The sequence below is a fragment of the Mesorhizobium hawassense genome (assembly GCF_003289945.1).
GTDB classification, from domain to species: domain Bacteria; phylum Pseudomonadota; class Alphaproteobacteria; order Rhizobiales; family Rhizobiaceae; genus Mesorhizobium; species Mesorhizobium hawassense.
Genome location: NZ_QMBP01000006.1, coordinates 270,126 through 295,287 on the forward strand (window position 1 = coordinate 270,126; position 25,162 = coordinate 295,287).

The 25,162-nt window shown below is 65.0% G+C and carries 22 protein-coding genes and 1 tRNA gene; 7 read left to right on the forward strand and 16 right to left on the reverse strand.

The genetic code is table 11. The features are described 5' to 3' along the window. Window positions 1-196: 196 nt before the first annotated feature. On the forward strand, window positions 197-1,690 hold the full coding sequence (locus DPM33_RS15595) for a sensor histidine kinase (RefSeq protein ID WP_112098318.1): 1,494 nt from the start codon (window positions 197-199) through the stop codon (window positions 1,688-1,690). 187 nt (window positions 1,691-1,877) lie between these two features. Continuing rightward, a tRNA-Arg gene (locus DPM33_RS15600) sits at window positions 1,878-1,954 on the forward strand. A 72-nt stretch (window positions 1,955-2,026) separates the two neighbouring features. Here the strand turns inward: DPM33_RS15600 and DPM33_RS15605 are convergent. Further along, the gene (locus tag DPM33_RS15605; RefSeq protein ID WP_112098319.1) at window positions 2,027-2,941 is read right to left on the reverse strand and encodes an alpha/beta fold hydrolase; all 915 of its coding nucleotides are present in this window, start codon (window positions 2,939-2,941) and stop codon (window positions 2,027-2,029) included. Between the two features lie 72 nt (window positions 2,942-3,013). Here DPM33_RS15605 and DPM33_RS15610 point away from each other — a divergent pair, with 72 nt between their 5' ends. Continuing rightward, entirely contained in the window at window positions 3,014-3,634 is a 621-nt protein-coding gene (locus DPM33_RS15610) for a TetR/AcrR family transcriptional regulator (protein ID WP_245442165.1), read from the forward strand. Between the two features lie 118 nt (window positions 3,635-3,752). Here DPM33_RS15610 and DPM33_RS15615 read toward each other — a convergent pair whose 3' ends face one another. Further along, window positions 3,753-4,631, reverse strand: coding sequence for an AraC family transcriptional regulator (locus tag DPM33_RS15615; protein ID WP_112098320.1), 879 nt, complete (start codon window positions 4,629-4,631; stop codon window positions 3,753-3,755). A gap of 185 nt (window positions 4,632-4,816) precedes the next feature. Here DPM33_RS15615 and DPM33_RS15620 point away from each other — a divergent pair, with 185 nt between their 5' ends. After that, window positions 4,817-5,347, forward strand: coding sequence for a dihydrofolate reductase family protein (locus tag DPM33_RS15620; protein WP_112098321.1), 531 nt, complete (start codon window positions 4,817-4,819; stop codon window positions 5,345-5,347). A 27-nt stretch (window positions 5,348-5,374) separates the two neighbouring features. Here the strand turns inward: DPM33_RS15620 and DPM33_RS15625 are convergent, their stop codons facing one another. Further along, window positions 5,375-7,021: an ATP-dependent Clp protease adaptor ClpS gene (locus DPM33_RS15625; RefSeq protein ID WP_112098322.1), complete on the reverse strand. Its 1,647-nt coding sequence runs from the start codon at window positions 7,019-7,021 to the stop codon at window positions 5,375-5,377. 252 nt (window positions 7,022-7,273) lie between these two features. On the opposite strand from DPM33_RS15625, the gene DPM33_RS15630 reads away from it, so the two are divergent. The 3 genes from DPM33_RS15630 to DPM33_RS15640 all read left to right on the forward strand — a co-directional run bounded on the left by DPM33_RS15630 (window position 7,274) and on the right by DPM33_RS15640 (window position 9,956). Next, window positions 7,274-7,996, forward strand: a complete 723-nt coding sequence (locus DPM33_RS15630) for an NUDIX hydrolase (protein ID WP_112098323.1) — start codon at window positions 7,274-7,276, stop codon at window positions 7,994-7,996. A 12-nt stretch (window positions 7,997-8,008) separates the two neighbouring features. Then, complete coding sequence (locus DPM33_RS15635) at window positions 8,009-8,992, forward strand: SPFH domain-containing protein (protein ID WP_112098324.1); 984 nt, start codon at window positions 8,009-8,011, stop codon at window positions 8,990-8,992. Between the two features lie 67 nt (window positions 8,993-9,059). Further along, window positions 9,060-9,956, forward strand: coding sequence for an NAD(+)/NADH kinase (locus tag DPM33_RS15640; protein ID WP_112098325.1), 897 nt, complete (start codon window positions 9,060-9,062; stop codon window positions 9,954-9,956). Between the two features lie 28 nt (window positions 9,957-9,984). Here the strand turns inward: DPM33_RS15640 and DPM33_RS15645 are convergent, their stop codons facing one another. The 13 genes from DPM33_RS15645 to DPM33_RS15705 all read right to left on the reverse strand — a co-directional run bounded on the left by DPM33_RS15645 (window position 9,985) and on the right by DPM33_RS15705 (window position 25,072). Beyond that, a complete protein-coding gene (locus DPM33_RS15645) occupies window positions 9,985-10,524 on the reverse strand; it encodes an NADH-quinone oxidoreductase subunit B family protein (protein WP_112098326.1) in 540 nt (179 codons plus the stop codon). A gap of 123 nt (window positions 10,525-10,647) precedes the next feature. Then, window positions 10,648-12,186, reverse strand: coding sequence for a hydrogenase large subunit (locus tag DPM33_RS15650; RefSeq protein ID WP_112098376.1), 1,539 nt, complete (start codon window positions 12,184-12,186; stop codon window positions 10,648-10,650). Window positions 12,187-12,191: 5 nt separating this feature from the next. After that, entirely contained in the window at window positions 12,192-13,643 is a 1,452-nt protein-coding gene (locus tag DPM33_RS15655; RefSeq protein ID WP_112098327.1) for a hydrogenase 4 subunit F, read from the reverse strand. Continuing rightward, entirely contained in the window at window positions 13,640-14,302 is a 663-nt protein-coding gene (locus tag DPM33_RS15660; RefSeq protein ID WP_112098328.1) for a hydrogenase-4 component E, read from the reverse strand. Before DPM33_RS15660 ends, DPM33_RS15655 begins: the two co-directional genes overlap by 4 nt. Further along, window positions 14,302-15,258 (reverse strand): respiratory chain complex I subunit 1 family protein, encoded by a 957-nt coding sequence (locus tag DPM33_RS15665; RefSeq protein ID WP_112098329.1) that lies wholly within the window; start codon window positions 15,256-15,258, stop codon window positions 14,302-14,304. Before DPM33_RS15665 ends, DPM33_RS15660 begins: the two co-directional genes overlap by 1 nt. Next, window positions 15,249-17,267, reverse strand: a complete 2,019-nt coding sequence (gene hyfB / locus DPM33_RS15670; protein ID WP_112098330.1) for a hydrogenase 4 subunit B — start codon at window positions 17,265-17,267, stop codon at window positions 15,249-15,251. Before hyfB ends, DPM33_RS15665 begins: the two co-directional genes overlap by 10 nt. Then, a complete protein-coding gene (locus DPM33_RS15675) occupies window positions 17,264-17,575 on the reverse strand; it encodes a helix-turn-helix domain-containing protein (protein ID WP_112098331.1) in 312 nt (103 codons plus the stop codon). Before DPM33_RS15675 ends, hyfB begins: the two co-directional genes overlap by 4 nt. Window positions 17,576-17,716: 141 nt before the next feature. After that, window positions 17,717-18,304 (reverse strand): TMEM175 family protein, encoded by a 588-nt coding sequence (locus tag DPM33_RS15680; protein ID WP_112098332.1) that lies wholly within the window; start codon window positions 18,302-18,304, stop codon window positions 17,717-17,719. A gap of 99 nt (window positions 18,305-18,403) precedes the next feature. Then, window positions 18,404-19,000, reverse strand: a complete 597-nt coding sequence (locus tag DPM33_RS15685; protein WP_245442166.1) for a 4'-phosphopantetheinyl transferase family protein — start codon at window positions 18,998-19,000, stop codon at window positions 18,404-18,406. 61 nt (window positions 19,001-19,061) lie between these two features. Further along, window positions 19,062-19,532: a GNAT family N-acetyltransferase gene (locus tag DPM33_RS15690; RefSeq protein WP_245442167.1), complete on the reverse strand. Its 471-nt coding sequence runs from the start codon at window positions 19,530-19,532 to the stop codon at window positions 19,062-19,064. Continuing rightward, complete coding sequence (locus DPM33_RS15695; RefSeq protein ID WP_112098334.1) at window positions 19,529-23,599, reverse strand: Pls/PosA family non-ribosomal peptide synthetase; 4,071 nt, start codon at window positions 23,597-23,599, stop codon at window positions 19,529-19,531. The genes DPM33_RS15690 and DPM33_RS15695 overlap by 4 nt, the downstream gene beginning before the upstream one ends. A gap of 232 nt (window positions 23,600-23,831) precedes the next feature. Continuing rightward, window positions 23,832-24,719: a sigma-70 family RNA polymerase sigma factor gene (locus DPM33_RS15700; protein WP_112098335.1), complete on the reverse strand. Its 888-nt coding sequence runs from the start codon at window positions 24,717-24,719 to the stop codon at window positions 23,832-23,834. 38 nt (window positions 24,720-24,757) lie between these two features. Continuing rightward, the gene (locus DPM33_RS15705) at window positions 24,758-25,072 is read right to left on the reverse strand and encodes a hypothetical protein (RefSeq protein ID WP_245442169.1); all 315 of its coding nucleotides are present in this window, start codon (window positions 25,070-25,072) and stop codon (window positions 24,758-24,760) included. Window positions 25,073-25,162: the final 90 nt, after the last annotated feature.

Below are 25,162 nucleotides of genomic sequence, written 5' to 3' on the forward strand. Positions count from 1 at the left end.
TGCCGGGCCGGCTTAGGCGCGATCGAAACCGCGCCGGGACGAATGGCCCGAGCGTGAGCGGGCTTATAGAAAGAAGGTTTTTGGAAGTCAATCCGCCCGGCCGCGAGGCATTTTTTCACGGGGCCGAGGATGAAATTGGCAAAAAAGCCGCAAATCGCATAATCTTGGCCGATCAAGGCTTCGTGAAGACCGCGTCATGACGAGTGAAGCTCTGTCCACCGATGAAAAGGCAAGGCCGGCGGCGGCGAATTCGTCGCGCCGGGTGCCGCTGTCGCGCGGCCTGTCGACCAAGCTTCTGCTGCTCACCATCGCCTTCGTGCTCCTGGCCGAAGTCCTGATCTTCCTGCCCTGGATCGCCAGCTACCGGGTCAACTGGCTGAAGGAGCGGTTGAGCACCGCCGCCGCCGTGTCGATCGTGCTGTTGCAGGGCGAGCCCAACTCGCTGTCGCACAACGCCCAGAACGACGTGCTGATGGCGATCGGCGCCAAGGCGATCGCCGTGCGCGACGGCGGCGTCTCGCGGCTGCTGGTCGTGTCCGACATGCCGCCGCAGGTCGACGTGCATATCGACATCGCCAATGTCGGCCTGGTCAACGGCATGACCGGCGCGCTCGACACCTTGTTCCTCGGCGGCAAGCGCATGCTGCGCGTCTTCGGCCCGGTCGGCGAAAGCGACAAGGAATTCGAGCTGATCATGCCGGATTACCGGCTGCGCGACGCCATGCTCAGATATTCGCGCAACGTCGCCGTCGTCTCGCTGCTCATCTCGCTGTTCACCGCCATGCTGGTCTATGCGGCGATCGACCTGATCATGATCGGGCCGATCCGCACCATGACGCGCTCGATCCTGTCCTTTTCCGAGGCGCCGGACGATCCCGGCCGGATCATCTCGCCGACGGAGCGCGCCGACGAGATCGGGGTCGCCGAGCGCGAGCTGGCGCAGATGCAGGATCGGCTGCAGAAGATGCTGTCGGAGCAGAAGCACCTCGCCGATCTCGGCCTGGCGGTGTCGAAGATCAATCACGACATGCGCAACATCCTCGCTTCCGCGCAGCTGATGTCGGATCGCCTGCGCCAGGTGAAGGATCCGACCGTGCAGTCCTTCGCGCCGAAGCTGCTGCGCGCGCTCGACCGCGCCGTGTCCTATTCCGAAGGCGTGCTTCACTATGGGCGCACGCAGGAGCCGGCACCGTCACGCCGGCGGCTGAGGCTGCGCCAGCTGGTCGACGACGTGCACGGCCTGCTCGATATCGAGGAAGGCATCGAGTTCATCAACGCCGTCGAGCTCGCCTTCGAGGTCGACGCCGATTCCGACCATCTCTTCCGCGTGCTCACCAATCTGTGCCGCAACTCCGTGCAGGCGATGGCCGCCGACACCGAGAGCGCGGTGGTGCGCCGCCTGGCGGTCGCGGCCGAGCGTCACGGCAGCGTCAGCCGCATCACCGTTACCGACACCGGCCCAGGCCTGCCGCCCAAGGCGCGCGAAAACCTGTTCGCCGCCTTCCGAGGCTCGGCGCGCAGCGGCGGCACCGGTCTCGGTCTGGCGATCGCGCATGAACTGATCCGAGCCCATGGCGGCACGGTCGAGCTGGTCGAATCGATCGGCGGCCGCACCGTCTTCGCCGTCACCATCCCCGACCAGCCGGTACGGCTCGATCAAGCGCGCGGAAGTTTGCGCCGACCCGCCTGAGACGCAGTTCGTCAGGCTCCGCCCCGATCTAAGTCGCGCCACGCTTCAACACGGGCAAAAATCACCTGCGACAAAACTTTTGCCGGATCGGCTTGCAATTCGCGAATTCAGTCGTTAGGGAACACTCCACATCGCGGCCGGCCGTCTCGACCGGATCGCGGGGCTTGTGTCACACACGGCCTGTTGCGCGCCCGTAGCTCAGCTGGATAGAGCACCAGACTACGAATCTGGGGGTCAGGAGTTCGAATCTCTTCGGGCGCGCCATTTCCTGGATTTCATAGCAAAACTTGGCGCGCCAAGTGAAAAGGTCGGAGTGCCTCAACAGTCTGCCGGGCGTCAGTTCTGCTCCAGAAACCGCTGCACCGCGCTGATTGTCGGCCCGGGAGCTTCTTCCATTAGCCAGTGCCCGGAATCGGGGACGACAACTCCGGTCACATTGGTGGCGGCATTGCGCATGACGACCGCCTCCATCTCTCCGAATGACTTGGCGCCGCCGATGGCAAGCACCGGCATTGGCAACTTCTTGGCCAGAGCGGCCTGGTTGTCGACGGCATCCTGGCGGATCGATCGGAACTGAGCGAACGCGGCGCGCATTGCGCCGGGCCTGGCATAGAGTTTCGCGTAGTGCTGGCGGGTCGCTTCATCGAATTTCGCCGGCGTGCCCGCGAAATCGTTCCAGAACCTGTCGAGATAGATGCGTTCGCGGCCCAGCACGAGACGCTCCATGTCGGGACCGCCGAAATCGAAATGCCAGAGCCTCGGATCGCGCACGATATCGTTCCAAGGCGGAATGCCCGGCACCGGCGCATCCATGACGACGAGCTTGTCTGTCTTTTCGGGATAGCGAGCCGCGTAGGCATAAGCGACCATCGTGCCGATATCGTGCCCGATGATATCGGCTTTCCCGACGCCCAAATGATCGAGCAAAGCCTGGACATCGGCGGCCTGGTTCCATTTTTCGTAACCGCCCTCTGTGATCGAAGAAAGTCCCATGCCCCGCAGATCGGGAACGATGACGGTATGATTTTTGGAAAGGTCCACAGCCAGCGGCTCCCACATGTCGCCGGTGTCGCCAAATCCGTGGATCAGCACCACGGCCGGCCCCGATCCACCGATGCGCGCATAGATTTCGGCGCCGTTCGCGGCCACCATTTCAGTTCGGAAGCCCAGAAAAGTGCCGGCTTCCGCATGAGCGGTCATCGACCCGCCTATCGTCAGGAACAACGAGAGCGCTATCACCCTGCCTAGCATTTTTCCCTCCACCATTTCGGTTCACGGATGCTGAAAACTAGAACGATCGTTCTATATTAAGCAAGCACTATTATGGAAACGCTGAGTCGGGAGGTTGACATGGGAGCGGGAAGACCACGCGAGTTCGACATCGACCAGGCGCTCGACCGGGCGGTCCTGCTCTTCTGGCGTCATGGTTATGAGGGGACTTCAATTGCCGACCTTACCGACGCGCTCGGCATCACCCGCGCGAGTCTGTACGCCGCGTTCGGCAGCAAGGAGGTCCTGTTCCAGCGCGTCATGGATCGCTATGAGAGCCGGGCCGGCGCTTACAGGCGCGCGGCGCAGCAGGCTACGGCCCTCGAGGACGCAATTCGGCTCCTGATGACCGGGCCGGTCGAACTGCATGGAGACAAACGCAATCCGCAAGGCTGCCTGGGTGTCCAAGGGGCATTGTCTGTCAGCGCGTCATCGCAGGTGGTTAGAGGCGATCTGGCCACTCGGCGTCGTCGCGGCGAGCTCGGCATACTGGATCGACTGCGGCGCGCGCAGGACGAGGGCGAGTTGCAGGCCAGCGCGCAACCCGGTGACCTCGCCCGATACCTTTCCGCGTTGATATATGGAATGGCGGTACTGTCGGCCGATGGAGCGAGCAAAAAGGAGTTGGCGGCTGTCGCGGATATCGCCCTTCGGGGCTGGTCGAAAATTCAATAGGCGATCCGTGGCGATTGCTTGAACCTGCATCGCAATATCTGACGCTGCCCGCAGCGGGGTACAGTAGCAGCCTGTGCCTTATCGTGGCCGGAAGCGACAGGCTGCCCGTCCAACCACGCTATTTCAGCGGCAGAAACAGCTCCACGACGATCTCGGGCACCGGCCTATCCGGGGCGAAGGACAGCCGCCGCTGGCAATAGAGCGGGAAGTCACGCGCTTCCTCGCCGCTGGCCGGAAGCCAGTCGCGATAAAGATAGAGACCGGCCGGCTCGAGATTGTTGGTGTTGCCGGGGTAGCGCAGCACGGCGCAGCGCCCGCCGGGGATCACGCCGGCCTTCATCTGCTTGTCGTCCGCCGCGATCGGCCGGTCGGTCCCCACGCAGATATCCATGCTGTAGTCGGCGGCGACCGCGGGACATCGCTCGGAACGGAAGATGTTGAAGGTCGGGCTCGTTTCGGGCGACAGACCGGCGGCCTTGCGCCAGGCGATGAAGCGCTGGATGGTGTCGCCGAGCGTTGCCCGGTCGCCCCGATGCTCCATGATCGCCACCGGCGTCGGCGGCATATCGCGGATCGTCACGTCGTCCCGGGTAAAGATTATCTGCATGAGCTTTCTCCTCGCATTGTCGAGCGGCCCGAAGGCCATGAGCCACGCTCCCCAGTTGGGAGATTTGCGGAACGACGAAGGCGATTGTCCGAACCGTTGCCGAAAGGCGCGGGCGAAGGCGTCGGGCGCCTCGTAGCCGGCATCCATCGCGATGTCCGTGACGCTCTCCCTGTCGGCAAGCCTGTATGAGGCGCGCCGCATGCGGGTGAGCTGGACATAGCGATGCACGGACAAGCCGAAGGTCGCCGTGAACTGCCGGTGGAAGTGAAACTTGGAGAAGGCGGCAACGCGGCTCACCGTTTCCAGGTCGAGGTCACCGTCGGGATGCCGGTCGATATAGTCCAGCACCCGCTGCATCCGGCTATGGTAATTCTGAAGCGCCGCTTTCATCGTTCCTTGCTCTGTGGCCGCATCACTTAGCCGCCCAGGGCCATGATGTTCTCGACCGATCTTGCGGTTTGAAACGACCATGCGCGCACCAAAAACCAATTGCAAAATAAAAGCAGTCGATTTAGCCTGCAACCGATTGCATAACGCAATCAGGCTCGCGCGGATCGACCATCGAAGTATCGACTATGGCCAAGCTCGTGTTCGGAATGAACCAGTCCCTCGACGGTTACGTCGATCATACGGAGTTTGGGCCAAGCCCCACGCTCTTCCGCCATTTCATCGAGGATGTGCGGCGCAAGGCTGGCAGCGTCTACGGTCGCCGCATGTATGAGATCATGCGTTATTGGGACGACGATCATCCCGAATGGGATGCCGATCGACAGGCCTTCGCCGCGGCTTGGCGAAACCAGCACAAATGGGTCGTCTCGCGCTCGTTGCGGTCGGTCGGCCCCAACGCCTCGCTGGTCGAGAGTGATCTCGATGGCGCGATGCGCAAGCTGAAGGCCGAGCGCGATGGCGAGATCGCGGTCGCAGGTCCCGACCTAGCGCGAAGCCTCACCGACCTCGGCTTGATCGATGAATATCGGATCTACCTGCACCCGGTCGTGCTTGGCCGCGGCAAGCCGTATTTCGCCGGACCCCGGCCGCGGCTCCGCCTCATGGCCAATGATCGGATCGACGAGGATGTAATCAGGCTGACCTATGCTCCTGCCTGATCGCGCGACTGGAGCGACGAGCCCGGCTCAATAGCCGGAAGGCTCCTCGCTTGCCCCGCCGAGCAGCCTGACATTGAGCCGGCCGCCGGTGAACAGCATGTCGTCCAGGGCCTCGGCGAGATCCCTGGAGCTCACGGCCTCGCCGTCGCCCTGCATGATGCTGGTTTGCGCGGCGCGGCGCATGAGCTCTTTGATGAAGGCCGCGCTGACGCCCTTCGTGCGCATCACCGCCTCGGCCACGATCGCGTCGGGAAGCTTGAGCCCACCGCCATAAAGGCGCACCAGCTTCTCGCGGCAGCCGTCGTCAGGCAGCGGCACCTCGATGGCCTGGTCGATGCGTCCCGGACGCCCTGTGAGTGCTCCTTCGAGCTGCTCGGGCCGGTTGGTGGTCAGCACGAACAGGATGTCGGCATTGTCCTTCAACCCGTCCATCTCGTTGAGCAGGACGTTGAGGAGGGATTCTTCGCACGGGCCGCCCATATTCTCGCGGTCGCGGGCAATGAGGTCCACGTCCTCGATCACCACCGTCGCCGGCTGCAGCAGGCGCGCCAGCGTCATATATTGCGACAGAAGGCCCATCTGGCCGGCCGTGATGATCAGCGTCGTATGTCCGGGCAGATTGGCGGCGAGATAGCGGATGGTGTGCGTCTTGCCGGTACCGGGCGGGCCGTAGAGCAGGATGCCCTTGCGCGTCGATTGCCCAAGCCGCCGCAACGCCTCCCGGCTCTCGATGAAGCGGATCACGTTGCGGTCGAGAAGCTTCAGCGTCTGTTCCGGCAGGATGACCGCGTCGCGCTGCACCTGCGGCAGGCGATGCACCATCACGCCCCTGGAGCGGCCGCGATAATCTCCTTCCGCTTCGAGGGACAGAACCTTGCCGCGATAGGAACGCGCGGCATTGATGGTCGCCTCCAACTCCGAGAAGCAGCGGCCCACCAGCGCCAAGCCGGCTTCGCCGGCGGGCACCGCGATCTCGACGCAGGTTCCGGATTCCTGGCCGAACTCACGGTGAAAAGACAGCACGACCGCGTAATGCAGATCGCCATCGCGATTGAGCCACAAGCCATTGTTGAGGCACTTCGTCGGCTCGGTTTCGCCGATATCGACATCCTGATACTGCGCGGCAGAGATGGTGACGGCGTGCTGTCCTTCTTTGGTCAGCGCGGCATAGGTCAGCGTCTCGTAGCGATGCTGCTCGTAAAGGCCGAAGAAGCGAATGGGCGAGGCCGAGAACAGCTTGTCGAGCGCCACCTGCACATCGGCGCGCATATGGCCGGGAAACTGGCGCGAGGTTGCGGTGATCTCGTCATGCGCCAGTCCCGCGAAATGCCAGGCGATCGCTTCATGGGCATATTTGAACTTTTTGTTGCGCGGAGCCTCCACCGGCTGGTCGGTGGCTGCGTCTTCGGCTCCGCCGGGGGCGGCGGTGATGCGAAGCGGATGGCCGGCCGCCTTGATGCGCTGCTCCGCCGTCTCCAGCATCGCCTTCGCGACTGCGGAAGGATAGCTGCCGCACACGGCCTTTCCCTGCTGCGACACCCTCGCGGCGAAAGTCTCGGCCTCCGCCTCGGATCGGCTGAAGACCGAGCGGATCAGATCGACGACAAACGCCCACGGGGTCTGGTCGTCATTGTGAATGACAAGTTCTAATGTCTCGTCAGGTGTATGACGCACTGTAACGGCTCACTTTCTCAGGCGCTTCAGGTCGCCAATATCTGTGTAATATCGCATGATTTGTTAACAGACCGACGACCGAAACCCTTGAAACTGTTCGGGTGGCAGCCGTGCGGGCGGATATGCACGCTGGGGACTACCCCACACCGTCATAGGTTTCATTTGGCACCCCTTCTTTTCTGAAATGCCTGCCTGTTGACATATATGCAAAACACTTATATGTATCTTGCATATTAGGTGCGAGATACGCCGATGAACGAGACCGAGTTCCTCAAGGAATACGACCCGACCGCCTTCCAGCGCCCGTCGGTGGCGGTCGACCTTGTCCTGCTCGGCATCCGCGACGGCTGGCCGGCCGTGTTGCTGGTCAAGCGCGACCAGCTTCCGCATGTGGGTCGCTGGGCGCTGCCGGGCGGCTTCGTCGGCATCGACGAATCCCTCGATGCGGCCGCCGCGCGCGTGTTGCGCGAAAAGGCCGGCATGGGCGAGGCGCATCTCGAACAGCTCTACACATTTGGCGCAGTGGATCGCGATCCGCGCATGCGCATCATCAGCGTCGCCTATCTGGCGTTGCTCACCGAGCAGGCCTTCGATGCGGCGCTCGGCGCGATGCCGGCGCTGCTGCCGGCCGCGATCCAAGTGCCCTGGGCCGGCGAGACCGGCGGGCCGGTCACCGTGCTCTCACCGGAAAAGCAGGAGTTGACGCTCGCCTTCGACCACGCCGCCATCCTGGCGACGGCCATGCTGAGGTTGCGTGGCAAGCTCGACTATTCCGATGTCGCCTTCGCGCTGCTGCCTGAGCTCTTCACGTTGCGGCAGCTGCAGGATGTGCATGAGGCGGTCCTCGGTGCCGCGCTCAACAAGCCGGCCTTTCGCCGGCGCCAGCTCGACAAGGGCTGGCTGGCGGCGACCGGCGCCTATGAGGTCGGCGCGGCCTTCCGCCCGGCCGAACTCTATCGCTTTCAACGTCATTGAGGGAGAACCATCATGGCCACCATCCGCAGTCTAGGCTTCGTCGCCCAGCTTCGCAGCGAGGCAAGCAGCCACGTCATCCGTTATCGCAACGGCCAAGTCATGCAGAGCGGCCGCGGCCTGGTCTTCTGGTTCGTGCCCGAGACGGCCAGCATCGCCGAACTGCCGATGGACGACCGCGAGATGACCTTGTTCGTCAAGGGCCGCAGCCAGGATTTCCAGACCGTCGCCGTGCAAGGCACGATCGGCTGGCACGTCGTCGACCCGGCGCGGCTGGCCGAGCGCGTCGATTTCAGCATCGACCTCAGGAATGGCAAGCTGCGCGGCGAGCCGATCGAAAAAATCCAGGCCCGTATCGCCGACATCGCCAACCAGGCGGTGCAGCAATATCTCGGCCAGGCGCCGGTGCGGGCGCTGCTCGATGCCGGACCCGCGCCCTTGCGCGAACGGCTGCAGGCGCTGGTCGCGGCAGACCCGGCGCTGACCGAAATCGGCGTCGCCGCGGTCACCGTCAGGCTCACCAACCTCACCCCGACGGCCGAGCTCGAGCGCGCGCTGCAGACGCCGACCTTCGAGGCTTTGCAGCAGAAGGCCGACGAAGCGACCTTCGAGCGCCGGGCGCTCGCCGTCGAGAAGGAGCGTGCCATCGCCGAGAACGAGCTGGCGAACAAGACCGAGTTGGCGCGGCGCGAAAAGCTGCTGATCGCCGAAGAGGCCGAGAACGCCCGCAACCGTGCCACCGGAGCGGCCGAAGCGCAGCAGATCGAAGCCGGTGCCGAGGCCGAGCGCATCCGCGCCATCGAAGGGGCGAAGGCCGAGACCGAGCGGCAGCACATCGCCATTTATCGCGACCTGCCGCCCGCGATCCTGCTCGGCCTTGCGGCGCAGCAGTTCGCCGGCAAGCTGGAGAAGATCGAGCACGTCAACGTCACGCCCGACCTGCTTGCAACCTTGCTTGGCGAATTCCGCAAAAGCCCGGCGGCGATCGAGGCGCGCTAAAGCGTGTCTCCCCGAAAGTGGGACCGGTTTTCGGAAAAGATCATGCTCCAACAAAGAGGAGGTACAGATGGCCGCGAACCGTCCTCGCGCGGTCTTCGTGACCCGCGAGACCGACTACGAGCTTCTGATCGCGCATCATGCGACGCGTGGTCAGGCCCGCTTCTTCCTGGAGACGCGCGGCCAGCGGCTGGAGGACGTCGAGGCCCGGCACGATCGCTTCCACGCGGTGCTGGGCACGGCGCGCGCCGCCGTGCCGGCCGACTGGCGGCAGACCCTGGTGACGCGCGCCGATCTCAACCGCTTCCTGTTCGCGCCCGACGACGTCGTTGTCGCCATCGGCCAGGACGGGCTGGTCGCCAACGTCGCCAAATATCTCAACGGCCAGCCGGTGCTCGGCGTGAATCCGGCGCCGGATCTCTATGATGGCGTCCTGGTGCGGATCGGCGTCGGCAGGTTGGCCAGGCTGCTTGTCGCCAGCACCGCCGGCGATGTCGAGATGGAATCGCGCACGATGGTCCAGGCCGAGCTCGGCGAGGGCGAGACGCTTCTTGCGCTGAACGAGATCTTCGTCGGTCACCGCAGCCACCAGTCGGCCCGCTACCGCATCGAGGCGGAAGGCGAGGCGGAAGACCATTCCTCCAGCGGCCTCATCGTCGCCTCCGGCACCGGCGCGACGGGCTGGGCGCGCTCGATCATGGAAGCGACGCATCTGGAACTGTCGCTCGGCCGCGAAGAGCACGCGGTCGGCTTCTGGGTGCGCGAGCCCTTCCCGAGCATCGCCACCGCCACGAAGCTGCGGGCGGGAAAGATCACCGAAAAACCGCTCTCCATCACCTCGCGGATGAATGAAGGCGGCGTGATCTTCGCCGACGGCATCGAGCAGGATTTCGTTGCCTTCGACTGGGGCCGGCAGGTGCGGCTGTCGCCGGCGTCGAGGGTTCTGCGCCTGGTCGTCGACCCGTAGAGCTGCGGCAAGGCGGCGCCTCTGCCGTTTAGCCCTTGGGAGCGCCGACCTTCCCGTTCGCGCCGTCGAGCAGCGCGATCAATCCCTTGAGGATCTCGATCGGCGGCGGCGGGCATCCCGGAATGTGCAGGTCGACCGGCACCACGTCTGACACGCCGCCGACGACCGCGTAGCTGCCGGCGAAGCAGCCGCCGTCCTTGGCGCAGCCGCCGAGCGCGACCACCCATTTCGGGTTGGGTGTCGCCTCCCAGGTCCGTTTCAGCGCCTCGCGCATGTTCTTCGTGACCGGTCCGGTGACCATCAGCACGTCGGCATGGCGGGGCGAAGCAACGAAGCGGAAGCCGAAGCGCTCGATGTCGTAGAAGGCGTTGTTGAGCGCGTGCATCTCGAGCTCGCAGCCATTGCAGGAACCGGCGTCGACCGCGCGGATCGACAGGCTGCGGCCCAGGCGCTGGCGGGCAACGCCGTCTAGCGCGCGCGTTAGCTCGTCGATGGCCGCGTCGCTCACCTGCGGCGCGCGCTCGGTCAAGGGCGGGCGGATCAGGCTTTCGAAGAGCAGTTTTCGCATGGCGGTGTGCCTTGGGCCGGGTTGGAGCAGTTCAGCGTCTGATAGAATCGCCGACCTGCTCCAACTCTCTGTTTTTGCGCAATTCCGGACGGAAAACCGCTGCGCACTTTTCCTGGAATTGCTCTAGAGATCATGGCCGGAATAGGAGCAGTTGAACGATTTGTTGCAGAGCGGGAAGTCGGCGACGATGTTGCCCTCGATCGCCGCTTCCAGCAGCGGCCAGTGGAACCATGAGGGGTCACGCAGGTGGCAGCGTTCGATGGCGCCGTCCGCGCCGATGCGCAGCCAGACCAATATGTCGCCGCGGAAACCCTCGACCAACGCCATGCCCTCGCGCGGCCCGTCGGCGGCATTGGCCCCCGTGGAGATCTCGATGTGGATCGGGCCGGCGGGCAACCGCGCCAGGATCTGCTCGACCAGCGACAGGCTCTGCTCGACCTCCCGCACGCGGATCCATACGCGCGCGTTGACGTCGCCCTCCCGCAGCACCGGCACGTCGAAGGCGAGCTCGTCGTAGGGCGCGTACCCTGGGGCGCGTCGCGCATCGAAATCGCGGCCCGAGGCGCGCCCGACATAGCCACCGGCGGCATATTGCCGGGCAAGCTCGACCTTGAGCCAGCCGGTCGCCACCGTCCGGTCCTGCAGCGAGGCGGTGTTGTCGTAGAGCTCGACCAGATGCGGAAAGCGCTGCCTGATCTCCGCGACCAGCGATCGGATGGTGCTCGCCCCCGCCCCGCCGAGATCGCTTGTCACGCCTCCGGGCGCGATACGATCGCGCATCAGGCGATGGCCGAAGGCCGCATCGGCGGCGCGCAGCACGCGTTCGCGCAGCACGCCGCAATGCGCGTGCATGATCGCGAACGCGGCGTCGTTGCAGATGGCGCCGATATCGCCGAGGTGATTGGCCAGGCGCTCCAGTTCCGCCATCAGCGCCCTTAGCCAAACTGCGCGCGGCGGTGGCGTGATGCCGAGCGCCGCCTCCACCGCGCGGGCGAAGGCCAGCGAATAGGCGACCGTGCTGTCGCCGGAGGTCCTGCCCGCCAGCTTCGCGGCACGATCGATCGCCGCTCCCGCCATCAGGCCTTCGATGCCTTTGTGCACATAGCCCAGCCGCTCCTCCAGCCGAACCACCGTTTCGCCGCCGGCAGTGAAGCGGAAATGCCCCGGCTCGATGATGCCGGCATGCACCGGACCGACCGCGATCTGGTGCAGGCCGTCGCCCTCGGCCGCCAGGAACCGGTAGGAGGTGGCGGCCGCCGGCACGCTGGGCCGCGCCGCGAGTGGATGGCTGATCCCCCACTGACCATGGTCGAGCCAGCGGCGGGTGTCGGGCAGGCCTTGCGGCGCCAGCCCGAAGAGGTCCGCCGCGGCGCGTTCCAGCCGCAGCGCCGGCGGATGATATTGGCCGACCGACGGGCAGCGGCCGCCCCGACAGTCCAGGCTGATCACGCCGATGTCGAGCGCTTCGTCGAGAAGCGCCATGTGCACCTTGTCCGGCTCGCCCCATAGACCGAGCAGGCTCCAGCGGCCGTCAGCGAGTTGCTCCACGGCAAGGTTCCAAACCTTCGGAGCCACCACGGCGCGCCGCCATGGCGCGTGATGCTCGACCAGGCGGCCGGCGTTGATGAGATCGGCGAGCGCGGGCGGATTCTTTCGGGTCATGCGCATCACCCCAGGATGCCGGCGACATGCTGGAACCAGGCGACCAGCGGCGCCGGCAGATAGATGCCGGCGGCGAACACCAGTGCGAGGTGCGAGTACATCGGTACATAGGATGCCTCGACCGGCGCCATGCCGCCGCGCGGTTCGCCGAAGGCGAGGCCGGTCAGCCGCAGCAAGAGCGCCCCGAAGGCGATCAGCAGCCCGAACACCAGCGGGATCGCCAGCCACGGATATCTCGCGAAGGTCGAGCTGACGACCAGGAATTCGCTCATGAAGATGCCGAGCGGCGGCAGGCCGGCGATGGCCACGACGCCGATGACGAGTGCCCAGCCAAGTCCGGGATGGCTTTCGGTCAAACCCCTGATCTCGGAAATCTTCTGCGTGCCCTTGACCTGCGCGATATGGCCGACGGCGAAGAAGATCGCCGATTTGGTCAGGCTGTGCATGACCATGTGCAGCAGGCCGGCGAAGTTGGCGAGCGGCCCGCCCATGCCGAAGGCGAAGACGATGATGCCCATATGCTCGATCGACGAATAGGCGAACAGGCGTTTGATGTCGCGGCGGCGGTAGAGCATGAAGGCCGCGAAGATCAGCGACGTCAGTCCCATCGTGGCCATCAGCGGTCCGGGGCCGATCGCCTGCGGACTCGCCGCGAGCAGCAGCTTGAAGCGCAACACGGCGTAGAGCGCGACGTTGAGCAGCAGGCCCGACAGCACCGCCGAGATCGGCGTCGGGCCCTCGGCATGCGCATCCGGCAGCCAGGCATGCAGCGGCGCGAGGCCGACCTTGGTGCCGTAGCCGAGCAGCAGGAAGATGAAGGCGACGCTGAGCAGGGCCGGATCGAAATGCGCCGCCTTCTCGATCAGCACCGACCAGACCATGGCGTTGGTGCCCTCGCCGACGACCGGCTGGGCCGCCATGTAGACGAGGATGGTGCCGAACAGCGCGAGCGCGATGCCGACGCTGCCGAGGATGAAATATTTCCACGCCGCCTCCAGCGCCTCATGCGTGCGGTAGATGCCGACCATCAGCACGGTGGTCAGCGTGGCGAGCTCCACCGCGACCCACATCAGGCCGATATTGTTCGACACGAAGGCGAGGTTCATGCCGAACATCATGATCTGGTACATGGCGTGGTAGAACCGCAGGTTCGGCGCGGTCAGCCGGCCGGTTTCCAGCTCATGCGCGATATAGGACGCGCTGAACACGCTGGTGGTGAAGCCGACGAATGTGTTGAGCACGATGAAGACGATGTTGAGGTCGTCGACCAGCAGGTATTGTCCCGGCGCCGGCCGGTCGGTGACGAACAGCGACAGCGCCGCGAGCAAGGTCAGCAGGCTGGCGATGACGTTCACGACCGCCGTCATGCGGTAGTTCGGCAATACCGCCAGGATGGCGGCCGCGCCTGCGGGAATAAAAAGGATCGCGGCCACGGCATCGAAGGAAAACCCGGTCACCGGCGTTCCCCCCGGTAGTCGTCGAGCGCGCCGACATCGACCGAATCGAACCGCTCGCGGATGCGGAACAGGAAGACGCCGATGACGATGAAGGCGATCAGGATCGAGAAGGCGACGCTGATCTCGACCACCAGCGGCATGCCCTTGGCGCCGGTGGCGGCCAGCACCAGGCCGTTCTCCAGCGACATGAAGCCGACGACCTGGCTGACGGCGTTGCGCCTTGTGACCATCACCAGCAATCCCAGCAGGATGATCGACAGCGCGAAGGCGAGGTCCTCGCGGGCGAGCGGGTCGGCCTCTGGCGTAACCCGAAGCATCAGCACCATGGAGAGCGTCACCAGCCCGATGCCGGCAAGCATGGTCGGGCCGATGCCGACGGCGGTCTCGATGTCGCGGTGGATGCCGAGCCGCTGGATGATGCGATGCAGCCCGACGGGGATGACGATCGCCTTGAAGACCAGGGCGATGCCGGCGGTGATGTAGAGATGATGCGCGTCCTGGATATAGGCCTGCCAGGCCACCGACAGCGCCAGCACGACCGCATGCAGCGCAAAGACGTTGATCAGCGCGAACAGGCGGTCCTGATACAGCATCATGAAGGAGATCAGCACCAGGCTGCCGGCGAGCAGATGGGCGATGTCGAAGGTGAGACCGTTCATCACAGGCTCCGCGAGACGAACAGCAAAAGCGTGCCGAGCAGCGCCAGCATCAGCGCCGCGCCGAGGAAATCCGGCACGCGGAAGACGCGCATTTTGGCGACCGCCGTCTCGAACACGGCAAGCAGGATGGCAAGCACCGCGAGCTTGCCCAGATAGGCGACCGCGCCGATGGCCAGCGATTTCGACCCTCCAACTGCGCTCCCCAGCCCCCAGGGCAGGAAGACGCAGGAGATCAGCGACATGTAGAGCAGTAGCTTGAGGAAGCTTGCGAGCTCGATCATCGCCAGATGCCGGCCGGAATATTCCAGGATCATCGCCTCATGCACCATGGTGAGTTCCAGATGCGTGGCCGGATTGTCGACCGGTATGCGCGCATTCTCGGCGATCGCCACCATCACCAGCGCGATCAGCGACATGCCGAGCGACACCCGCAGGCCGACCTCGGGCGAACCCATGAAGGCGGCGACCGTCGAAAGTTGCGTCGCGCCGGCGACCAGCGCCAGGCTGAAGACGATGAGCAGCATCGCTGGTTCGGCCAGCGATGCGATCATCACCTCGCGGCTGGCGCCGATGCCGCCGAAACTGGTGCCGACATCCATCCCGGCCAGCGCCTGGAAGAAGCGCGCGCTGCCGAGCAGCGCCACGATGACGATGAGATCGGCGGCCCAGCTGAACTCGAGGCCGGTGGCGAATGTCGGCACGAGCGCCGCCGCGACCCAGGTCGCGGCGAAGATCAAATAGGGTGTCACCCGGAACAGCCAGGACGCGTTGTCCGCCAGCACGACCTCCTTGCGCATCAGCCGCACGAGATCGCGATAGGGCTGGATCAGCGAAGGTCCCTGTCGCCTGACGAGCCTTGCCTTCATCTTGCGCACGAAGCCGATCAGAAGCGGCGCCAGCAAAAGCACCGAAAGCATCTGCGCGCCCTGCACGGCCAGCTCGAGAATCACGGCCATAGCGCAAGCACCAGGAGCAGGATGACGAGGTAGACGAAAACCAGCGTCAGGTAGCGACGGATCGTCAGGAACTGCAGGTGGTTCAGCCGCTCGGTGGCGAAATCGATCGCGCCGGTGATCGGCTGGTAGAAAATCTCCCATGCCGGATCATGCATATCCACCTTGAGCCGCGCCGGTTCGAGGGCGCCAGGCGCGGGCATTTCCACCGTCTCGCGGGCGCGGAACGCGAAGCCGCCGAAAACGCGGCGAATGGGCTGCGCGAAGCTGACGGCCGTGTATTGCGCGGCCGGCACCGCCTCATCGAAGCCGCACCCCCATGCAATGCCCCGGCGCAGCGCATGCGAGGCGAAGCGGTGTATGAAGAAGGCGGCGAGCGAAGCCGAGACGGCGATGAAAACGAACACCAGCAGGCCGTTATAGGAGCTGCGGCTCTCGGCGATCGGCACGATCGACAGCCAGGGCTCGGCCATCTGCACCGGCATGCGGTCGCCGATGAGCGAAAGCGTCACCGGCGACAGGCCATCGATGACGAGGCCGGGCAGAATGCCGGCGATCAGGCAGAAGGCGGCAAGCACGGCCATCGCCGCCAGCGACCAGCGGTCTACCTCGCGCGCCCGTTCCGCCACCGCCGACCGCGCCCGGCCGAGGAAGGTGATGCCGAATGCCTTGACGAAGCAGGCGGCGGCCAGCGCCGCCGACAGCGCCAGCATGCCGCCGACAGCGGGCACGATGACCTTCAGTCCCCATTGCGGCAACTCGGGACTGCGCAATATGGCCTGGAAGATCAGCCATTCGGAGGCGAAGCCGTTGAAGGGCGGCAGCGCCGAGATCGAGACGCAGCCGACGAGGAAGACGAAGCTGGTCACCGGCAGGCGATGGATGAGGCCGCCGAGCTTTTCCATGTCGCGTTCGCCGGCTGCCGTCAGCACGGCGCCGGCGCCGAAAAACAGCAGGCTCTTGAAGAAGGAATGGTTCAGCACGTGGAAGAGCGCCGCGGTGAAGGCCAGCGCCGCGGCCGACGGCATGGCGTTCGCCTTGAAGGCCAGCGCGAGGCCTAGGCTGGCAAAGATGACGCCGATATTCTCGATGGTCGAATAGGCAAGCAGCCGCTTGAGGTCCTTTTCCATCAGCGCGTGCAGGATGCCGAGCACCGCCGTCACGCCGCCGATCAGAAGCACAGCTATGCCGGACCACCATGCCGGCTCGCCAAGCAGGTCGAATACCACGCGGATGAAGCCGTAGACGGCGACCTTGGTCATGATGCCGCTCATCAGCGCCGAGACGTGGCTGGGCGCCGCCGGATGGGCGAGCGGCAGCCAGGCATGCAGCGGCACGAGGCCGGCCTTGGAGCCGGCGCCGAGCAGCATGAGAACCAGCACCGCGCCGGCGGCGAACCGGCCGGGATGCGCCGTCCGCATCGCGTCGAACGCATAGGTTCCGGCGGGCCCCGCCAGCGTGCCGAAGGCAAGCAGCAGCGCCAGTGTGCCGAAGCTCGCCATGACCAGGTAGATAGTGCCGGCCCGCCGGTTGGCCTCGTCACGGTGATGCGCCATGACCAGCGCCCAGGAGGCGAGCGACATGAACTCCCAGGACAGCAGGAAGCTGAAAGCGTCGTCGGCCAGCACGACGAGATTCATGCCGGCGAGGAATGCCGGATAGAACGGCAGGACGCGATGCGGCGCGGGTTCGTGCCGGCCGTAACCGAGACCGTAAAGGCTGGTAATACCGCCGCCCAGGTTGACGACGACGAGAAAGAACGCCGACAGGCCGTCAAGCCGGAACCGGGCGCCGGTAAAGGGCAGGCCGAGCGGCAACGTGGTGGCGGACACCGCGCCGGGATTGCCGGCGAGATGGCTGGCAACGATCGCGAGCAGGGTGGCTGAAATGACAAGCGCAGCCCCATAGACCAGACGCGTCGCGGCGGCGAGCCGGCTGACGGCCGCGGCCAGTATCGCTGTAGCCAGAAGCGCGGCAGGGCCGCACAGCAGAAGGGCGACGGTCGAACTCACGGCAGGCTCCCGCCGGGCTCGGCCTCTTGGCCATCGGCTACGGATACCTTGGCCGGATCGAAGCCGGCCTTCAGCCGCACGCCGCGCCCGCCGCCCTGGCTGACTGAGCCTGCCCCGATCAGTTCGATGCCGGCTACCTCCAGCGCCGCTATCAGCTTCATCAGCGAATCGACATTGCCCCGGATGATCGAGCCGCTGGCTTCCATGCGCTGGATCGTCGGCACGGACAGGCCGGACAATTCGGCAAGCCGGCGTTGATCGATGCCGAGCAGCGATCTGGCGGCGCGCAATTGCGGTGCGGTTATCACCGACGACCCTCTTGTTCAGTTCTGAGATATCAGGTCTCGGTGCTGTAGCCTACATTAAAATGTTCTATCGTCAATGATTGATGGTTAAAACATGCATATTGATGGCGCGCGTCGGGAAGCCAGAGATGCGCGGCAAGGTCGTCAGGCCGGGTTCCGTGTCCCCGGTGCTTCCGGCCGCAGATACACGGCCAGACAGCAGCAACAGATCGCCAATCCAGCGACCGGGTATTTCAGCGCAACGGCCGCCGCGAGCCCGAACAGGCAAAGCGTTGCGATCGAGCGGATGCGCATGGCCTTGCGGACTCCAGGCGGAATGGTCTCGACCGGCAGCGGCTCGATCAACTCGCGGATGAGGAAGATGTAGGTCAGGTTCACCAGGAAGAAGACGCCGGCATAAAAGGCCACAGGTTGCGGCGACAGCTCGCTGACGGCCATCCAGGCGGTAGCCAACGGCAGCAGGGAAACAGAAAACAGATGCGCGAAATTGTACCACATGAGGCGCGCGCTCGACTCCTTTGCATGACGCAGCAGGTGGTGATGGTTCGCCCAGACGATGGCGATGAAAAGGTAGCTTACGCCATAGCTCAGCCATGTCGGCCAGAGGCCGAGCAGCGCTACGAAGGTCGGGATTTCCGGCGGCCGCAACTCCAGCACCAGCACGGTGATCAGCACGGCGAACACGCCGTCCGAAAAAGCGTTCAGCCGTTCGAGCCCTGCTGGAGGCAGCATGTCGCTCTCCTGTCGACGGTGCCGTCAGCTGGGATATAGTGCCGGCCGACGGAATAGCGACCACCAGCCGCGTTAAGCGCTTTCACCCACGGACGCGCCTCAGCGCGCCGTGCAGGCCAGCGCCAGGATTCGTGGAGAGGCGGCAAAGCGCACGATCAGGCGTCGGCCAAATGAAGTGACCGCTTCGCTCTTTTCGAAATCGACCGCGATGTCCTCAAAGCCCAGCACGCGGCCGTCGAGCGGGAACGATGCCTTGTAGGCCGCCTCCTTGATCGCGAACAGGATGCGGCCGCCCAGCTTCGGGTCGAGATCGCCCAGGCGGTCTTGCGGTGCGGCGACGACCGCAAGAAGGTCATCGGGCAATGGCAGGGCGGGCTCGATGTCGACGCCGACGCCTTTCAGCGCGTCGGATCGCGCGACGACCGCCACGGCCATTAGGTCGTCATGCGCGATCGAACCGACAATGCCGGCCGGCCAGATCGGGTTTCCCGATTGGCCGCGCACTATTGCCAAATCCACGCATCCCAGGCGCCGCAGCAATTCGTGCGCGACGTGGCGGCCTGCCCCGGTGGCGGCGCGTGCGCCGGGTTCGCGCGTGGCCATGGAAGCGCTTTCCGCGGACAGGATATGGTGCTCGTCACCAGCCGAGATATGGCGGCAGCCGACGACGAGGCCGGGTGGCGCGAGGCCGGCCAATGCCTGCTCGATGGCGCTTTCGATGCTTGCCGACATGCCCTGCGGCTGGGTGCTCAACGCTCTATCCGCCCAGTTCGAGCACGGCGATCATCTCGCCGTCTTCGTCGAGCCCTTGCTCGACGAAACCGAAGCCGGCGTAAAGCCGGCGCGCCGCCTCGTTCTCCGGTTCATAGCATATTAGAACGCGGCGGATGTGGCCGAGCTTCGCGATCTCGCCCAGCACCTTGGCGACGGCGGCGCGGCCAAGGCCTCTGCCTTGCTCGCGACGGTCGATCATGAAGCGATAGATGATCGCTTCGCCATCGTCCTCCGGCGCGCTGTACATCAGAAATCCGACGACGCGCCCGCCGGCGACCACGGCCCGGGCGATCGCCTCGTCATCTTGCCGGGCCTCGGCCAGCGATTCGGCGTTGGAGGCGACGAAGCCCTGCTGCTCCGGCAGCAGTTCGAGCGCCAGTACCGCCGCCCGGTTGCCCTTGCCGACCGGCTCCAGGGCAACCGGCAGGCCGCTCGTGCCGGCGGAACGCGTCACGGGGCGTGCCCGATTTCCAACGCGCGCGCATCGATAGGCGTCACGACGCCGTAGAGCTTCGCCGGGTTGCCGCGCCAGACCGTATTCGGCTCCAGCACCTCGCCCTTCATGACGAAGCAGTCGACGTCGGCCACCGATCCCTCGCCCATCACCACCGCGTAGTGGACGAAGGAGGACGGCGCCAGCGTGCAGCCATTGCCGATGCGGATATAGTCGGACTTGAACGCGCCTTCCTCCAGCGAGTGCGGCTGGATCACGCAGCCTTCGTTGAGCGTCACGTCGTCGCCTATCTCCACGAGCGACCGCTCGGTGATGATGCAGCCGCCGTCATAGAGCCGCAGCCCGACCTTCACGCCCAGCATGCGCAGGATGATCGGCCGGAACGGGGTGCCGGTGAACAGGCCCATGATCGGCGAATCGGACAGCTTCCAGTGGCGTTCGTGCCGCCAGAAGACCGGGTCGTAGATCGTCGCCATCCTGGGCTTCAGCCTGCGGAAGCCGAGGCTGGCGCGCTCGAGGAAGATGTAGAACGGGATACCGATCGTCGTGGTCAGCATCACCGCCACGAACAGCGCCGTCGCCCCCCATTCGGTATAGTAGTTGAGCGCCCGGTCCCAGATGGCGAGCGTCAGGAACAGGACCAACCATTGCGCGGCCACGAACATCAGCGCGGTGACGAGGTTGTGCAGGTTCTTCAGCGGCAGGCGACGGCTGCGCTCCTTGTCGGAGATCAATCCGAGAAGCTCCTTGTCGCGATTGACCATGCGCGGAATTTCGAAGGGCGGTGAGCCGAGAAGCCCGACATTCTGGCGCATCGGGCCGTCCACCGGTACGTGGACCTTGGTGCCGAGCAGGCAATTGTCGCCGACGCGGGAATCCGGTGAATAGATGATGTTGTTGCCGAAGAAGTTGCGTTCGCCGACCCGCGTATGCTCGACGCGGAAGGAATTGGCCGACTTCTGCATGTTGACCATGAACAGGCCGTCGGACACCATCGTGTGCGAGCCGATCTCACTCAGCTGCGGGTTTTCGTGGCGTTGGTTGGTACCGAAATTCGACCCGGTCTGATCAACCTTGTTCAACGTCCAGCCGATGGCGCGCAGGTAGTAGATGATGGCCGAGCTGTCGCCGAACAGCACGTTCAGCAGCCGCACGTTGCTGATCAGCTCCAGCATCGTTTGCAGCCAGTAGTGGAAGCCGTAGAGCGAATAGTTCCGGCCGGGCTTCAGCACGAGGTTGAACAGTCGCGGCACGGTCGCCGCCAGCAGCACCCCGCCGATGATGAAGCCGGCCACCGTGACCGTGGTGCCGATCGCCACGACGCCGATGGTCTCGTCGTAGTCGTCACCGACATTTTCCCAGTAGCTGTGGAACAGAAGCGGGAACGGGGTGACGATGGCGAACAGGATGAAGAGTTGGATCGCCTCGTAGATGACCCGGCGCAGCCGCGACAGCGGCACGTTGGGAACGGTGCAGTAATTCGCCTCGGTGGGGATCGCCGGCGATCCGTGCCAGCGCTCGCCGGCCGGGATCGACTGCCCGCGATGCAGCGACGAGGCGTGGCCGAGCTGTGTTCCGTCGCCCATGCGGGTGTCGATGTCGAGCGTCGATCCGACGCCGACAAAGGCGTTGTTGCCGATGTTGACGGGCCCGGTATGGATGTAGCCCGCCTGCGCGCGGAAACCGAGGATCGTCGAATCCTTGCGTAGGATCGAGTTGTCGCCGATGGCGATCAGGTCGGTGCAGACCGGAACCGCCCTGCATTCGACCACGGTGCGGCTGCCGAGCCGCGCGCCGAGCAGGCGCAGATAGAGACTGTAGAGCGGACTGCCGCGGAACAGCACGACAGGGGCGCTGCGGACCAGCGTCTTCACGATCCAGAAGCGATAGTAACGCCAGCCCCAGATCGGAAAGGTCTCGGCCTTCCAGCGGCCGACCAGCAGCCATTTGGCGACGATGGCGAAGCCGCTCAACCCGAAGAACACGCCGGCGGACAGAACCACGCAGCGCATATAGAGCTCCGGCGCGTCGTCCAGCGCGTCATAGACCCAGTTGAGGCCGTCATTGATCAGCCAGAGCGCGGCATACCAGTAAGCTGCATAAAAGATCAGCTGGCCGAGGCCGGTGGCCCAGATGGCGAGATTGGAGGCCCGGTGCGTCAGCATGGGTTCGCTCGCGGCAACCGCGGCCATCTGCGGCGCCCGCAGGTAGTCGGCGAGTTTCGCCACCGTCGGGTGCAGGTAGATGTCGCGCATCGACGTCGTCGACCAGGCCTTGCGCGAGCGGATGCGCGCGCAGAACCGGGCCATCAGCAGCGAGTTCGCGCCGAGATCGTCGAAGAAGTGGTCCTCGATCGAGATGTCCTCGAACTTCAGCACGTCCTGCAGCGTCTCGACGAGGAACTTCTCGTCCTCGTTGCGCGGGTCGATCATCGCATGGCCGGCGGCAACGCGGGCGCTCGTCGGCTTCGGCAGCTTGCGCAAATCGACCTTGTTGGAGACGGTCATCGGGATCGCTGGCAACTGCTCCAGATAGGCCGGAACCATGTAGTCGGGCAGCCGCCGTTTGAGCTCCTGCACCAGCACCGTGCGGTCGACGCCGTCGCCGCCGCTCTTGGGGGCATAGTAGCCGACCAGCTCCGTGCGCTCGGGCTCGATCTCCCAGGTCGTCACCGCCGCCTGCGCGATGCCCGGCTGATCCAGCAGCACGGCCTCGATCTCGCCCAACTCGATGCGGTAGCCGCGGATCTTGACCTGCGTGTCGATGCGGCCGTGATATTCGATATCGCCATTGTCGTTGATGCGGCCAAGGTCGCCGGTCCGGTAGATGCGGCCGCTGGGGTTGTTCGGCAGGCCGATGAAATCCTTGATGAAGCGCTGTTCGGTGAGTTCCGGCCGGTTGAGGTAGCCGACGGCCACGCCCATGCCGCCGATGCAGACCTCGCCCAACTGGTCGCCGCTCAGCACTTCCGGCTTTTCAGGATCGAGAATGGCGATCGAATAGGTCGGCAGAGGCTTGCCGATGGTCACCGGCTCGTCCGGGGTCAGCAGCGCCATCGTCGCGGTGACCGTCGCTTCTGTCGGCCCATAGGTGTTGAGGATCTTGCGGCCGGGCTTTGCCCAGCGGGTCACGAGCTTCTGCGAGCAGGCCTCGCCGCCGACCAGGATGGCGCGCAGGCTCGGCGCGTCGCTCTCGATCGACGACAGCAGCGTCGGGCTGCAGGCCATGCAGGTGATGTTGTGCTCGCGCAGGAAGCTCGCCAGCTCCTCGCCCACCAGCGGTTGCTGGCCCGGCGCCGGCACCACGGTGGCGCCCGCGGCAAACGGTACCCAGATCTCCTCCGAGGAGAAATCGAAGGCGATCGTCATGCCCTGATAGACGCGGTCGCCCGGCTGGTAGCCATAGGACGCTGCCGCGACGCGGACGAAGTTGCAGAAGCTCTGATGCGTGATGACCACGCCCTTGGGCTTGCCCGTGGTGCCAGAGGTATAGAGGATGTAGCAGGTCTGGTCCTGGCTGCCGTCCGGCAAGGGCGCGGTTTCCGGCTGTAGCGCGATTTCGGACTCGGCCGAGTCGATCGAGATATGCGGCACGGGCAGGCGCGCCACGCGCGCCGCATAGCCGGAAACGCTGATCACCATCGTGACGTTGGCGTCCTCGATGATCATCACCATGCGATCTTCTGGAAACGCGGTGGCCAAAGGCACGAACGCCGCTCCGGCCTTCATCACGGCAAGCACGGCGATATAGGTTTCGGCGGAGCGGTCGAGCAAAAGGCCGATCCGGTCGCCGGGCTTCACGCCGCGCTCGATCAACAGATGGGCGAACTGGTTGGCGCGGCTGTTCAGCTCGCGATACGACCACGGCCGGCCGCCGGAAATGACCGCGGGCGCTGCGTCGAAGCGGCTCGCCAGGTCGCCGAAGAACCGGTCGAGCCGCTCATGCGGCTCGCCCTTCTGGATGAAATCGGCGCCGATCAGGATCTGCTCGCGCGCCGGCGCTTCGGTCGCTGCCTTGGCCCGGCGGGAATTCTGCTTGGCGGGCTTGGTGGCTTCGTTGAGAGACATCGGAAAAACCTCGCGGGCTCGTATCCGCCCGCATTACGTGATTGGTGAAAAGACAAAAACTAACGAGGTCCGGCCAGGTGCCCTCTTCGCGGACGGTGAAATGATCGTACCGCGGCGTATCGGACTGGGAGCTGGCCGACTTCAAGCAGGCCTATGCTGCTGCACTGATGGCCGATCCGTGACGATCGCGCGACTTCACGATGATTTGATGGGGCAGCGCCTCACGCGGCGATCAAACGGCGATGGCGCGGATGTCGGCATTCTCGAGGCAATAGGGCGCGTAGCGGAAATCGCGGATGCCCGCGACCTGGTCGTTGCGCCAGTCCAGGAGCATGAAACCACGCACGGCGTTGTCCGCCCGCGGGTTGCGGATCAGGATCGCCGGCCGTCCCTCGACGAAGCCGAGCGACAGCGCCCAGTCGCCGGCGCGGTCGTAATTGCCGAAATAGGTCGAGGCCTGCTTCTTGCCCCTGAGGCGGGTGCGGTTGACGACCTCGAGCTCGATGTCCTCGGCGATCAGCGCCCTGACGGCGTCGAAGTCGCGGGCGTTGAAGAGATCGACATAGCGGCGCAGGCGACGCTCTTCTTCCGGATCGAGCTTCGGCATCGCGACTTCATCGGGTCGGTCGGCCAGCGCTTTTAATTCGGCACGGCCGCGATGCAGCGCCGCCTTGGTTGCCGCCAGGGTCGCGCCCGTCACCGCGCAGGTTTCGGAGAGGCTGAGGCCGAGCACGTCGGTCAGGATCACCGCCGCGCGCTGCGCCAGCGTGAGCTGCATGAAGGTGCGCAGGCTCGTTGCCGCCGCAAGCCTTGCCTCGGCGCTGGCCGAAAGATCCTCTATTGCCGTCATGTCGGCCTCGATTGTTCGGGAGCGCTCGCGCTGGCGGCGGCGCAGATGATCCTGCGCCGCGTTGTGGGCGATACGAAACAGCCACTGCTCGGGGCGCTCGACCAATGCGCCGGTATCATGCCCCGCAAGCGCCTTCACGATCGCCTCCTGAACGATGTCCTCGCCCTCGATCGTCGAGCCGGCCATGCGGGCGGCATAGCGATGCAGCTTCGGACGCAGGTCGACGAGCATGGATTCGAGTGCCGCGCGGTCGAATTTCGCTGAGCTCATCGTCCTCGTTCTCTCAATCGTGGCCGTGGCTCATGCAGTCAGGCCGGCGCGGTCTCGTTCGCCAGCATATGGTAATTGCCGACGATCTTCGCCGGCGACCTCGCCAGCGGCGTCGAACGCCGGTCGGCGTGATCGGCGCTGAAAGCCTTGAAAGCGTCGAGTTCGGTCAGCGCCGAACCGTCCTTGTCGTAGCCGACCAGATGGACGAATTCGCCATTTTCCAGTTCGAGCACCAGATAGCGCACGGATTGCGGTTGCGTCTCATCGAGCGCCCCGAACACTTTCGCCACCAGCGCCCGGTTCTCGGCGATGCTGGCGTCCTTCACGCCGTAGCGGATCAAATTGTAGGTCATGGTCGTCTCCTTCGACGGGTTTGCGAAGGAAAGACGTTCTGGTTCGGCAAGAAGATTCTCATCAGCCGAGAATCTTTTCGCCCGCTTGCG